The 13,980-nt window shown below is 72.2% G+C and carries 7 protein-coding genes; all 7 read left to right on the forward strand.

Features of this window, described 5'->3' with window-relative positions; genetic code table 11:
- Positions 1-99: 99 nt before the first annotated feature.
- The gene (gene thrC, locus ACFYP0_RS21520) at positions 100-1,149 is read left to right on the forward strand and encodes a threonine synthase (protein WP_112625875.1); all 1,050 of its coding nucleotides are present in this window, start codon (positions 100-102) and stop codon (positions 1,147-1,149) included.
- Positions 1,150-1,291: 142 nt separating this feature from the next.
- A complete protein-coding gene (locus ACFYP0_RS21525; RefSeq protein WP_355494461.1) occupies positions 1,292-4,567 on the forward strand; it encodes an efflux RND transporter permease subunit in 3,276 nt (1,091 codons plus the stop codon).
- Positions 4,568-4,725: 158 nt separating this feature from the next.
- Positions 4,726-5,544, forward strand: coding sequence for a polysaccharide deacetylase family protein (locus ACFYP0_RS21530; protein ID WP_355494460.1), 819 nt, complete (start codon positions 4,726-4,728; stop codon positions 5,542-5,544).
- Positions 5,545-5,555: 11 nt separating this feature from the next.
- Positions 5,556-6,800: an MFS transporter gene (locus ACFYP0_RS21535; RefSeq protein WP_355494459.1), complete on the forward strand. Its 1,245-nt coding sequence runs from the start codon at positions 5,556-5,558 to the stop codon at positions 6,798-6,800.
- A 64-nt stretch (positions 6,801-6,864) separates the two neighbouring features.
- Positions 6,865-7,809: a homoserine kinase gene (gene thrB / locus ACFYP0_RS21540; RefSeq protein ID WP_355494458.1), complete on the forward strand. Its 945-nt coding sequence runs from the start codon at positions 6,865-6,867 to the stop codon at positions 7,807-7,809.
- Positions 7,810-8,106: 297 nt separating this feature from the next.
- On the forward strand, positions 8,107-10,251 hold the full coding sequence (rho, locus tag ACFYP0_RS21545; protein ID WP_386997332.1) for a transcription termination factor Rho: 2,145 nt from the start codon (positions 8,107-8,109) through the stop codon (positions 10,249-10,251).
- Positions 10,252-10,448: 197 nt separating this feature from the next.
- Positions 10,449-13,943, forward strand: a complete 3,495-nt coding sequence (locus ACFYP0_RS21550; protein ID WP_386997334.1) for a phosphodiester glycosidase family protein — start codon at positions 10,449-10,451, stop codon at positions 13,941-13,943.
- The last annotated feature ends 37 nt before the right edge of the window (positions 13,944-13,980 follow it).

The raw sequence follows: 13,980 nt of genomic DNA on the forward strand, positions 1-13,980 counted from the left end.
GGTGGGTAAGCCGGGGTGTGCCATTGACCACTTCAGCAGGCTGGTCCAAGGTGGCCCTGACAATCGGGTGGGCGCGGCGGTAGAGGCGAGGAGAGCGACATGTGGCGGGGTCTGATCGAGGCGTACCGGGATCGGCTGCCGGTCACCGCGGCCACGCCGGTCGTCACGCTGCACGAGGGCAACACCCCGCTGTTGCCGGCGCCGGTGCTGTCCGCCCGGCTCGGTTGCGACGTGCACCTCAAGGTTGAGGGCGCCAACCCGACCGGCTCCTTCAAGGACCGGGGGATGACCCTCGCGGTGTCCAAGGCGGTCGAGGCCGGCAACAAGGCCATCATCTGCGCCTCCACCGGCAACACCAGCGCCTCCGCCGCGGCGTACGCGGCCCGGGCCGGGTTGACCTGCGCCGTGCTGGTGCCGCAGGGCAAGATCGCGCTGGGCAAGCTGGCCCAGGCGCTGGTGCACGGCGCGAAGCTGCTCCAGGTGAACGGCAACTTCGACGACTGCCTCGCGACGGCCGCCAAGCTCGCCCAGGACTACCCGGTCGCGTTGGTCAACTCGGTCAACATCGACCGGCTGCACGGCCAGAAGACCGCCGCCTTCGAGATCGTCGAGGCGCTCGGTGACGCGCCCGACATCCACTGCCTGCCGGTCGGCAACGCCGGCAACATCTCCGCGTACTGGATGGGATACGCGGAGGAGTTGGCCGCCGGCGCCACCACCCGCACGCCGAAGATGTACGGCTTCCAGGCCGCCGGGGCGGCCCCGATCGTGACCGGCCAGGTGGTGCCGGAGCCGTCGACCATCGCCACCGCGATCCGGATCGGCAACCCGGCGAGTTGGACCAAGGCGTTGGATGCCCGGGACGCCTCCGGTGGCCTGATCGCGTCGGTGACCGACCGGGAGATCCTCTCCGCGTACCGTCTGCTCGCCCGTGAGGTGGGGGTCTTCGTCGAGCTGGGCAGCGCGGCCAGCGTGGCCGGCCTGTTGCAGCAGGCCGCGGCGGGCGCGGTGCCGCCCGGTTCCACTGTGGTCTGCACGGTGACCGGCCACGGGCTGAAGGACCCGGAATGGGCGATCTCCACCGCGCCGGCGCCGGTGACCATCGCGAACGACCCGCTGGCCGCGGCGCGCGCCCTCGACCTGGCCTGAGCGCGCCGCCGTCCGGGTGGTGATCGACGGCGGGTAGCTGGACGGCGCGACGGCCACGGGGGCGGCGGGGGTCGGGGTATGCGAGTCCGGCACACTTTCGGGTATCCCCGCCCGCATTCTCGTTCAGGAGTGAACCAGGCCGATGTCGCTGCTCGCCAGATTCAGCCTCGCCAACCGAGGGCTTGTCGCCCTCATCGCGGTGGTGATTACGGCGTTCGGAGCGTTCGCCGTGCCATCGCTGAAGCAGCAACTGCTGCCGTCGCTCGAATTCCCGGCCGCGTTCATCGTGGCTCCCTACCCCGGTGCCGGCCCCGAGATCGTCGAGTCGCAGGTCACCGAGCCGATCGAGAACGCCCTCCAGGGCATCCCGGGGCTGGACCAGGTCACCTCCACGTCCCGCGAGGGCTCGGCCACCGTCCAGGTGATGTACGAGTTCGGCACCGACCTGGACGACGTGGTCAACAAGATGCAGACCGCGCTGAGCCGGATCGACTCCCAGCTGCCGGAGGGCGTCGACCCGCAGGTCATCGCCGGTAGCACGGACGACCTTCCGGCGGTCGTGCTGGCCGCGACCGGCGCGGGGGACGAGCGGGCGCTGGCCGAGAAGCTGCGTACGGCGGTGGTGCCGGAGCTGGAGGGCGTCGAGGGGGTTCGCACGGTCGAGGTGACCGGCACCCGCGATGACATCGTGCTGGTCACCCCGGACCCGGCTAAGTTGGCCGCGGCGAAGGTCCAGCCGACGGCGATCGGTGCGGCGCTGAAGACCAACGGCGTGGCGGTTCCCGCTGGGGCGGTGACCGACGGCGCGCTGTCCCTTCCGGTGCAGGTCGGCACGCCGATCGCCACCCTGGAGGACCTGCGCGGCATCGTGGTGTCCCCGGGCGCGACGCCCGTGCGTCTCGGTGATGTGGCGAGCGTCGAGCAGCAACTCGCTCCGGCCACCGCGATCACCCGGACCAACGGCAAGGACAGCCTCGGCATCGCGGTCACCGCCGCGCCGGACGGCAACGCGGTGCAGATCTCGCACGATATCCGCGACCGGCTCGACGACCTGAAGGACGCCTCCGGCGCGGAGCTGACCGTGGTCTTCGACCAGGCACCGTTCGTCGAGAAGTCGATCGAGTCGCTGACCACCGAGGGCCTGCTGGGCCTGGTGATGGCGGTCATCGTCATCCTGGTCTTCCTGCTGTCGGTGCGCTCGACGGTGGTCACCGCCGTCTCCATCCCGCTCTCCGTGCTGGTGGCGCTGATCGCCCTGTGGATCGGCGACTACTCGCTCAACCTGCTCACCCTCGGTGCGCTGACCATCGCGGTCGGCCGGGTGGTGGACGACTCGATTGTCGTGTTGGAGAACATCAAACGACACCTGGAGTACGGCGAGGAGAAGCGGCACGCCATCATCACCGGCGTCCGTGAGGTGGCCGGCGCGGTGACCGCGTCCACCCTCACCACCGTGGCGGTGTTCGCGCCGATCGCGTTGGTCGGCGGGTTCGTGGGCCAGCTCTTCGCGCCGTTCGCGATCACCGTGACGGTGGCCCTGCTCGCCTCGCTGCTGGTGTCGCTGACCGTGATCCCGGTCCTCGCGTACTGGTTCCTCAAGCCGCGCGGCGGCACGGCCGACGACGAGGCGGTGCGGCGCGGCGCGGAGGAGAAGGAGCTGCGCAGCCCGTTGCAGCGGGCCTACCTGCCGGTGATCGGGTTCGCCACCCGCAAGCGGTCGACCCGCTGGATCACCGTCGGGCTCGGCCTGCTGGTGCTCTTCGGCACCTTCGGCCTCGCGCAGAAGTTGGAGACCAACTTCCTGGACGACTCCGGCCAGGACACCCTCAACATGAGCCAGGAGCTGCCGGCCGGCAGTGGCCTCGCGGCCACCGACGCGGCGGCCAAGCAGGTCGAGTCGGTGCTGTCCCGTACCGAGGGCGTGGAGACGTACCAGGTGACCGCCGGCGGCGGGGACAACCCGTTCGGGGGCGGCGGCAACAACATCGCGACCTGGTCGCTGGCGCTCGACGGCGACACCGACGCGAAGCAGATGCGTGAGGTGTTGCGCGAGGAGTTCGACAAGCTCGGCACCGGTGTGGGTGAGATCAGCTTTGGCGGCGGGCAGGAGGCGTCGACCAGCCAGCTGGAGGTGATCGTCCAGGCCACCGACCCGGAGGTGCTGACCCGGGCCGCCGAGGAGGCCCGTACGGCGATGGCCGGTGTGCCGGACGTCGAGGATGTCACCACCAGCCTTGCCGCGCAGGTGCCGCGGGTCGACGTGACCGTCGACCGGGTCGCGGCCGGTCGGGCCGGGCTCACCGAGGCCGCCGTGGGGCAGCTCGTGTCGCAGGCGTTCCGGGGAGCGCCGCTGGGTCAGGTCACGCTCGACGGCCAGCAGCAGAACGTGGTGCTGCGGCTGGGTACGCAGCCGCCGATGTCGGTGGAGCAGTTGCGTGCGCTGCCGGTGGGGCCGGTCAAGCTGGGCGACATCGCGGAAGTCACGCAGGGCGAGGGGCCGCAACAGGTCAGCCGAATCGACGGTGAGCGCAGCGTGTCGGTGACCGGTGCCGCGACCGGCTCGAACCTGGGTGCGACGAGCCAGGAGTTGCAGAAGCGGCTGGACGGCATCAATGTGCCGGGTGCGAGCTTCACCATCGGTGGTGTCAGCGCGGACCAGGCGGACGCGTTCGGTGATCTGGGCCTGGCGGTGCTGGCCGCGATCGCGATCGTGTTCCTGATCATGGTGGCCACGTTCCGCAGCCTCACCCAGGCGCTGATTCTGCTGATCTCCATCCCGTTCGCGGCGACCGGCGCGATCGGCCTGCTGCTGGCCACCGGGACGCCGCTCGGCGTGCCGGCGCTGATCGGCGTGCTGATGCTGGTCGGCATCGTGGTGACCAACGCCATCGTCCTGCTCGATCTCATCAACCAGTACCGTGCGCAGGGCATGGGGGTCCAGGAGGCGGTGGTCGAGGGTGGCCGGCGCCGGCTGCGCCCGATCCTGATGACGGCGGTGGCGACCATCTTCGCGCTGCTGCCGATGGCGTTCGGGTTGACCGGTGAGGGCGGCTTCATCTCTCAGCCGCTGGCGGTCGTGGTGATCGGTGGTCTGCTCAGCTCGACGCTGCTCACCCTGATCCTGGTGCCGACGCTGTACACGATGGTGGAGCACACCAAGGAGTCGCTGCGGGGTCGGCGCGCACGGCGGCGCTCCGGAGGGACGGCGGTGACCACGACGGAGACCGACGAGGTGCCAGCGCCGAACCAGGTCGCGGTGCCGAGCGGGGCGCCCGCCCCGGTCGCGGCCGAGGGTGTGCAGCCGGCCGGGCGACCCGCGCCGTCGGCCGCGTTGGTGGAGGGCACGGACCAGTTCGAGGTGCTGCGGCTGCCCCGTAGCCGCACCTCGCCGCTGCCTCCGGCGGAGCCGACCGAGTAGGTCACAGCGCGGTTCGGAACGCCCCCGGCGGATTTTCGCCGGGGGCGTTCCAGGCTCATCCGACCGAAGACACTCCGACTCGACGACCCCACACTTTGCGTAACTTCTTGCATACTCCTCGTAGGCGGGTGGGGTGTGGGTGAAGCGAGGGCAGGCGGATGGCCGAGGGCGCGCGCGGGTGGGGGCGACGCGATCTGCTGCGCCGTGGCCTGCTGGTGGCGGGCGGTGTGGCCATCGGCGCCGGGACGTCCGAGGCGTGGCGGGTCACCCATCGTCGGATACCGATCGCCGGCGGCCCCGCCGGCACCACCCTCGGTAACGGCCAGCAGGACGTCGGCTCCGGCGCGCTGGAGGTCGTCTGGTCGGGGCAGACCAACCAGCGCCTGGTGGCCCTCACCTTCGACGACGGCCCGGCACCACAGTGGACTCCCATGGTGCTCGACACCCTGGCCCAGCACCGGGTGCCGGCCACCTTCTTCATGGTCGGGGCGCAGGTCCGCCGGCACGCCGACGTCGTCCGCGACCGGCTCGCCGGGCACGAGGTGGGAAACCACAGCTGGGAGCACCGGGACCTGGCCGAACTGGACGCCGCCGAGGCGTACGACGACCTGCGCCGCAGCCACGACGCGATCGCCGACCTGACCGGGGTGCCGCCCGCGCTCCTCCGCCCGCCGTACGGTCACCTGGGCGGGGCGGTGCTGCACGCGGCGGCCCGGCTGGACTATCGCCTGGTGCTCTGGTCGTTGCAGATGGTGGAGCGCGAGTTCCCCGACGATCCGGCCGGTCACGCCCGACGGATCGTGGCCGAGGTCCGACCGGGAACGATCGTGCTCGGCCACGATGTGGGGGCGCGCCGGCGGCTGGTCGCACTGCGGGGGCTGACCGACATGATCAACGGGCTACGGTCGCGCGGCTACACCTTCGTCACGGTCTCGGCGCTGCTGGGAGCGGGTATGGCTGCGACCACGACCAGGTAGGGTCGCGCTCCGTGGCGTCCACCCTCTCGGTTCTGACCGGCAATCGGAGCTTCCGCAACCTGTTCCTCGCCGAGTTGGTGGTCTTCGGCGCCGACTGGTTCGTCATGGTGCCGCTGCTGGTGCTGCTGCCGCACCTGACCGGCAGTGGAGTCTGGGGCGCGCTGGTGTTGGCGGTGGACACCGGCATCGTGGCGTTGCTGCTGCCGTACACCGGCACGATCGCCGACCGCTTCGACCGCCGGAAGGTCATGATCGCCGCGAACGTGGCCGCGCTGGCGGGTGTACTGCTGCTGCTCGGCGTGCGCAACGCCGGAACGGCCTGGCTGGCGCTGGTCGCGATCGGCGTGGTGGCGGTCGCCAAGGCGTTCTACTCGCCGGCCGCCCAGGCCGCGCTGCCCAACGTTCTGGAGCCGCACGAACTCGCCGCGGGCAACGCCGTCGCCGGCTCGGCCTGGGGCACCATGACCGTGGTCGGTGCCTCGCTCGGCGGCGTGCTCAGCACCGCTGCCGGCCCGTACGTCTGCTTCTGGGTGGCGGCGGCGGGCCTCGCGATGGCTGCGGCCATCGCCACCCGGATCCGCCGGCCGTTGCAGGCGCCCCGGGATGCCGACCAACCGGCCCAGCGGACCTGGTCGGCGGTCCGCGAGGCGCTCGGCTACATCGGTCACCGCCCCCGGGTGCTCGCGCTGGTCACGGTCAAGTCCGCAGTGGGCCTGGGCAACGGCGTGTTGACCGTGTTTCCGCTGCTGGCCGGCGTGTACGGTGTCGGCCCGCTCGGCGCCGGCCTGCTCTTCGCGGTACGCGGGGCGGGAGCGTTGGTGGGGCCGATCCTGATGCGCCGGGTGTTGACCAACCGGGCCTGGCTGCTGCCCGGGCTCGCGCTGTCCATGTCGCTCTACGGCCTGTCCTACCTGGGCACCTCGGTGGTGCGATGGTTTCCGCTGGTGCTGCTGCTGGTCTTCGTGGCGCACTTCGCGGGTGGCAGCAACTGGGTGATGTCGAACTTCGCCCTTCAGGGCGAAGTTCCGGACCGGTTGCGGGGCCGCGTCTTCGCCACCGACATGATGCTGGCGACGCTGGCGATCTCGGTGAGTCAACTGGCGGTGGCCCTGGTGGTGGACTCGGTCGACGAACGGGTCGTGCTCGCCGGCTGCGGCCTGATCACCCTCGTGTACGCGGTCGGCTGGCGGATCGCCACCCGCCGGCTGTCGCTCACCGATCCGGCCGTCGAGCGGGTCCCGGACCCGGCCGGCTGAATTCGGCGGTCCCAGGCAGCGGGCGCGGGACCGGTTCGTCGGTCCCGACCCCTAGCATGAGCGCGTGCCGACGAACTTCACCGCCGAGCCGGTCCGGGTCCGCGTCCCGGCGACCAGCGCCAACCTGGGCCCGGGCTTCGACGCGCTGGGTCTCGCCCTCGGGCTCTACGACGACGTGGCCGCCGAGGTCGCCTCGGGCGGTGTCCGGGTGACAGTGACCGGGCAGGGCGCCGGTGAGCTGCCCGACGACGACCGGCACCTGGTGGTGCGGGCCATGCGCGCCGCGTTCGACGTGCTCGGGGCCCACCCCGCGGGGCTGAGCGTGGAATGCGTCAACCGGATCCCCCAGGCACGTGGGCTGGGCTCCTCGTCCGCCGCGATCGTCGCCGGGGTGCTGCTGGCCCGCGCCCTGGTCGTCGATGGGGAGCACCGCCTCGACGACGCCGGCGCGCTGCGGCTGGCCGCCGAGATCGAGGGCCACCCCGACAATGTGGCGCCGTGCCTGCTCGGCGGTTTCACGGTGGCCTGGTCCGAGCCGGGCGGCGCCCGGGCGGTCTCCCTGCCGGTCGCCGCCGCGGTGCGGCCCACTGTTTTCGTTCCGGCGGAACACGGTTTGACCGCGACCGCGCGGGCGGCTCTGCCGGCAACCGTGCCGCACAGTGACGCCGCGTTGACCGCCGGGCGGGCAGCACTGCTGGTGCACGCGCTCACCACGGACCCGACCCTGCTGCTGCCGGCCACCGTCGACCGGCTCCATCAGGATTACCGCGCAGCCGGGATGCCAGGCACGTCTGCCCTGGTCAGAGCGTTGCGAGCGGCCGATGTGGCAGCTGTGGTCAGTGGGGCGGGGCCGACTGTGCTGGCGCTCAGCCAGCCTCCAGCGGGCTTCCCAGTGGGAACAGACTGGGAGATCTGGCAGTTACCGATAGACGTCAGCGGCGCGCGGGTCGCACGGGGTAGACTTGGACACGCCGAGCGGGACCCTGTTGCCGCAGGTCGGAAGAGTTGATTACGCTCTAGACCTAGCACAGCCGCGAAGCACGCGATCTCCTGCGGGGCGGCGCACCCCCGAAGCTCTCGGCGGTCAGCCCGTCTACCCCTGCCAAAGGCCCACGCCGCACCGCAGTTTCCACAGGTCGCCGCAGACGGCGAGACCTGCTCACCGACGTTGGTGAGTCGGGATACCGACCGGCTGCTGTGTCACAGACTCCCGCGACGCGTCCTTGCGAGGCGGGTGCACCGAGGCCGCCCGGCCACCTGAGCTCCGACTCCGGGCAGTCCCGGCCTTATCGAGGGAAGGAATCCATTGAGCGACACCACCGACGTGACGTCGGATGTTTCCAACGTCGCTGGCGATGCCACCGCCGCCGCTCCCGCCCGTCGTCGGCGTAGCGGCACCGGTCTGTCGGCGATGCTGCTGCCAGAGCTGCAGAGCCTGGCTGCGTCGCTCGGCATCTCCGGCACGGCTCGCATGCGCAAGGGCGAGCTGATCGCCGCGATTTCCGAGCGGCAGGGCGGCAACGCCGCCGGGACCCCTCGACCACGGGCCGAGGTCGCGGCCGCGGCCGCCCCGACCCGTGAGGGGGTGCGCGCCGAGGTGCGGGAGACCGCCGACCGGCCGGCAGCCGAAGGACGCGGTGCCGAGCAGGCGCCGGCCGAGCCGGCCGCCGGGACCGAGGGCCGTAGTCGCACCCGGCGGAGCCGGACCGCAACGGCGGAGGCCCGTACCACCGAGGCTCGCCCCGCTGAGGAGCGGGCGACCGAGGCGCGGGCGACTGAGGCGCGGGCGACCGAGGCGCGTACCGACGAGGCGGAAGCCGGCGAGCGGGCCGACCGTGGCGAGAACCGCCGCGACCGGGCCGAGCGTCCGGAGCGTGCCGAGCGTGCCGACCGGGGCGAGCGTGCCGAGCGTGCCGACCGTGGCGAGCGTGCCGACCGGGGCGAGCGGACCGAGCGTGCCGACCGGGGCGATCGTGCCGAGCGTTCCGACCGGGGTGAGCGGGCCGAGCGCAACGACCGGGGCGAGCGTTCCGATCGTGGCGAGCGTGCCGAGCGCAACGATCGGGGCGAGCGTTCCGACCGGGGTGAGCGGGCCGAGCGCAACGACCGACCCGACCGCGGTGACCGCAACGACCGCAACGACCGCAACGACCGTGGTCAGCGTGTCGAGCGGGACAGCGACGACGACGACGAGGGCGGCGGCCGGCGTGGCCGGCGCAGCCGTTTCCGGGACCGTCGCCGTGGCCGTGGCGAGCGCACCGAGACCGGTGCCGACACCGGCGGGCGTGAGCCGCAGGTCAACGAGGACGACGTGCTCGTCCCGGTGGCCGGCATCATCGACGTGCTCGACAACTACGCCTTCGTACGGACGACCGGTTACCTGGCCGGCCCGAACGACGTGTACGTCTCGATGTCCCAGATCAAGAAGTACGGCCTGCGCCGCGGTGACGCGATCACCGGTGCGGTGCGGGCGGCCCGAGAGGGCGGCAACAGCGGCGACCAGCGGCGCGACAAGTACAACCCGCTGATGCGGCTGGACACGATCAACGGGATGGAGCCGGAGGAGGCCCGGCGTCGTCCGGAGTTCTACAAGCTCACCCCGCTCTACCCGCAGGAGCGCCTGCGGCTGGAGACCGAGCCGCACATCCTGACCACCCGGGTCATCGACCTGGTCATGCCGATCGGCAAGGGCCAGCGGGCACTCATCCAGTCTCCGCCCAAGGCGGGTAAGACGATGGTGCTGCAGGCGATCGCGAACGCGATCACCCGCAACAACCCGGAGTGCCACCTGATGGTGGTGCTGGTGGACGAGCGGCCTGAAGAGGTCACCGACATGCAGCGGTCGATCAAGGGCGAGGTCATCGCGGCCACGTTCGACCGTCCGCCGCAGGACCACACCACGGTGGCGGAGTTGGCCATCGAGCGGGCCAAGCGCCTCGTCGAGCTTGGACACGACGTCGTCGTGCTGCTCGACTCGGTGACCCGGCTCGGGCGGTCGTACAACCTGGCGGCGCCGGCCAGCGGTCGGATCATGTCGGGTGGTATCGACTCCACCGCGCTCTACCCGCCGAAGCGCTTCCTCGGCGCGGCCCGCAACATCGAGAACGGCGGGTCGCTGACCATCATCGCCACGGCGCTGGTGGAGACCGGGTCCATGGCGGACACGGTCATCTTCGAGGAGTTCAAGGGCACCGGCAACGCCGAGTTGAAGCTGGACCGGAAGATCGCCGACAAGCGGACCTTCCCGGCCATCGACATCAACCCGTCCGGTACGCGTAAGGAAGAGGTCCTGCTCGCACCGGAAGAGCTGGCCATCATCCACAAGCTCCGGAAGGTGCTGCACTCGCTGGACTCGCAGGCGGCGATGGATCTCCTGCTGGACCGGCTCAAGCAGTCCCGCACGAACATCGAGTTCCTGATGCAGATCGCGAAGTCGACGCCGGGGGAGTAACCATCCCCGGGTGACGACGAAGGGGCACGGCCATCGCGGCCGTGCCCCTTCGTCATGTCCCCGCGGCCCGACACCCCCGGTCGGCGGGAGCCGCAGCGGGTGGGAGTTGATGCCCGCGCCACGAGGTAGTGGAATTTTCCTTCGGTTCAGTCGACAGGTATTGAAACTTCTATTCATTGCCGGGTTGACTGTGGTCCATGCGTACCCGCAGACGATCCGCCCGCCGCACCGGCGTCCTGCTGCTGACGCCGCTGCTCGCCCTGGCCCTGTCGCCGCCGGCCACCGCCGCGCCCACCATCGACCCGCCCACCATGGCCTCATCGTCAGTGGCCTCACCCACCATCGCCGAGGACGCGCCGCCCGCGTCCTCCCGCCCGGCCGGCTCGGTCAGCCTGGCCGCCGCCCCGACGGTCGCGACCGCCCCGACCGCCGTCGCTGCTGGCCTGGAGCCGGCCGGTGGGCTGGAGACCACGAAGGCCACCCGGCCGGTCGCGCCGGGCGTGCGGCTGACGTCCTTCGACCGGTACGACGCCGAGGGCTGGCTGCGCGCCGACGCCCTCACCACCGACCTGGCCGGCGGCTCCACCGTCGACTACGTCAACTCCGGCGCGGTCAGCCGAGCCGAGCCGCTGCGAAAGGCGGTGGACCAGTCACGCGCGGTCGCCGCGGTCAACGGCGACTTCTTCGACATCAACAACTCCGGCGCCGCCCAGGGCGTCGGCGTCCGGAACGGCGAGCTGATCCAGTCGGGGGTCAGCGGTCACCGCAACGCGGTGGCGGTCACCACGAACGGGCTCGGGCGGGTGATCGAGGTGAACTTCGACGGCAGCGCCACCCTGCCCACCGGGCCGGTCCCGCTGACCCAGTTCAACAACATGGTGCAGGCCGACGGCATCGGCGCCTTCACCGAGCTGTGGGGGACGTACTCCCGGCAGCGTGCGGTGGAGGGCGCGGCCCGGGTGGTCGAGGTCACCGTGACCGGCGGTCGGGTGGCCTCGGTGGCAAGCGTGGCCGGTAGCGGCCCGATCGTCGCGGGCAGCACCGTGCTGCTCGGCCGCGATCTCGGCGCGGACGCGCTGGCCGGCCTGCGCCCCGGTGACCCGGTGGCGGTGGCCTGGCGGCCGAAGCCCTCCGACGGCAGCATCCTGCACGCGGCGGTCGGGGGCGGCAACGTCCTGGTCCGCGACGGCGTCGTGCAGAGCATCGCCGACCCGACCCTCGCCCCTCGCACCGCCGTCGGTTTCAGCGCCGACGGTCGAAAGATGATCATGCTGACGGTGGACGGCCGTCAGGTCGACAGCCGCGGCGTGACGCAGACCGAGATGGGCCGGATGATGGCCGAGCTGGGCGCCCACCACGCGCTCAACCTGGATGGTGGCGGATCGTCCACGCTGCTGGCCCGGGAGCCGGGCGCGCCCGCCGTGCAGCTGGAGAACGGCCCCTCCGACGGCAGCGAGCGGGCCGTGCCCAACGGCCTGGCGATCTACGCGCCGAAGGGCAGCGGGCGACTCACCGGCTACTGGGTCGAGACGGCCAGCGACCCCACCGCCGCTCCGGGCGTCTCACCGGTGCGAGGTGGGCGACCCGACCGGGTCTTCCCGGGGCTGACCCGCACCCTCACCGCATCCGGCTACGACGAGACGTACGGCCCGGCGGCCGGCACCCCCACCTGGCGGGCGACCCCGGCGGTACGCGGTCGGGTCGACCGTGACGGTGTGTTCCACGCCGCCGCACCGGGGGCCAGCACGGTCACCGCCGCACGGGGGCGGGCCAGCGGCTCGCTGAACCTCACAGTGCTCGGCCCGCTGGCCCGGATCGGCGCCACCGCGCCGCGGGTCGGGCTGACCGGCCGGGACGGTAACGCCCTGGTCGGCGTGGTCGGGTACGACGCCGAAGGCAACACCGCGCCGATCGAGCCGGCCGATTTCACCCTCGACTACGACCGGGACCTGCTGCGGATCACCCCCACCGGGGACGGCAACCTGTCCATCGCCGCGTTGCGGGACACCGGCTCGGGACTGGTGACCGTTCGCGTCGGACGCACGAGCGTGGTCCTGCCGGTCACCGTCGGGCTGACCGACGTGCCGGTCGCGGGTTTCGACGACGCCGCGTCCTGGCGGTTCAGCCAGGCCCGCGCCAGCGGGTCGGTCGCGCCCGCGCCAGGGCGCACCGGCACCGGCCTGCGCATGTCGTACGACTTCGGCCAGTCCACCGGCACGCGGGCCGCGTACGCCGACCCGCCCGCCTGGATCGAGGTGCCCGGTCAGCCGCAGGCCTTCGGGATGTGGATCCACGGCAACGGCACCGGGGAGTGGCCCAGCCTGCACCTGCACGACGCCCAGGACACCCAGCACGTGCTGCGCGGCCCGCTGATCACCTGGACCGGCTGGCGGTACGTGGAGTTCGCGGTGCCGGCCGGGGTGCAGTACCCGGTGCGGGTACGCCGCTTCTACGTGGCCGAGACGAACGCCGCGGCGCACTACACCAGCGAGGTGATAATCGACGACCTGGTGGCGAAGGTGCCCCCGACGGTCGACGTGCCGGAGGTGGCCCCGCGTACCGATCGGGTGGTGGTCCGCGACGGCACCGTGGACGGCGCGCCGTGGCGGTTCGCGGTGCTCTCCGACGCCCAGTTCGTCGCCGCCGACCCGGACAGCGACCTGGTCGCCCAGGCCCGGCGGACGTTGCGCGAGGTGCGGGCGGCCCGGCCGGACTTCCTCCTGATCAACGGTGACTTCGTGGACACCGCCTACCCGGCCGACTTCGCGCTGGCCCGGCGGATCCTCGACGAGGAGTTGGGCGACGCGCTGCCCTGGTACTACGTGCCCGGCAACCACGAGATCATGGGCGCCCCGATCAGCAACTTCGCGGCCGTGTTCGGTGCCACCTCCCGGGTGTTCGACCACAACGGCACCCGGTTCGTCACGCTGAACTCCTCCACCGGGACGCTGCGCGGCGGGGGCTTCGACCAGGTGCGGATGCTCCGCGAGACGCTGGACGCGGCGGCCACCGACCGGCGCGTGGGTTCGGTCGTCGTCCTGCACCACCACCCGCCGCGCGACCCCAGCCCGGCGCAGGCCAGCCAGCTCGGCGACCGCAAGGAGGCGGCGCTGCTGGAGCAGTGGCTGGCCGACTTCCAGCACCGCACCGGCAAGGGTGCGCTGTTCGTGGGCGGGCACGTCGGCACCTTCCACGCCGACCGGGTGGACGGGGTGCCGTACGTGATCAACGGCAACGCGGGCAAGACGCCGTCCACCCCCGCCGACCAGGGCGGCTTCACCGGCTGGACGGAGTTCGGCGTGGACCCGGTCACCCCGGCCGAGGCCGACCGGGCCCGCCGCAACCCGCTCGCCGAGGGCCCGCACTGGGTGGACGCGGAGTTCCACGCGCACGCCGACCGCCTCACGGTGGCCGCCCCGGCCAGCGTCGCGGTCGGCACCCCCGCGGCGGTCACCGCCACGCTGACCCAGCCCGGTGGGCGTACGATCCCGGTGGCCGCGCCGGTCAGCGCCGACTGGTCGGCCTCGCCGGGAGTGCACGTCGGCTCGGCGGCCGGGGTGCGCCCCTGGCACACCGCCCGATTCGACCCGGCCACCGGAACCCTGACGGCACTGCGGCCCGGCGCGCCGATACGCCTGACGGTCGAGGTCAACGGCGCCCGTGCCGAGGCCACCATCACCGTCACCGGGTGAACTGTCCGGACGGGCCCCCAACGCGCGGGGCCCGTCC

This window comes from Micromonospora arida (genome assembly GCF_042873195.1).
Lineage (GTDB): Bacteria > Actinomycetota > Actinomycetes > Mycobacteriales > Micromonosporaceae > Micromonospora > Micromonospora arida.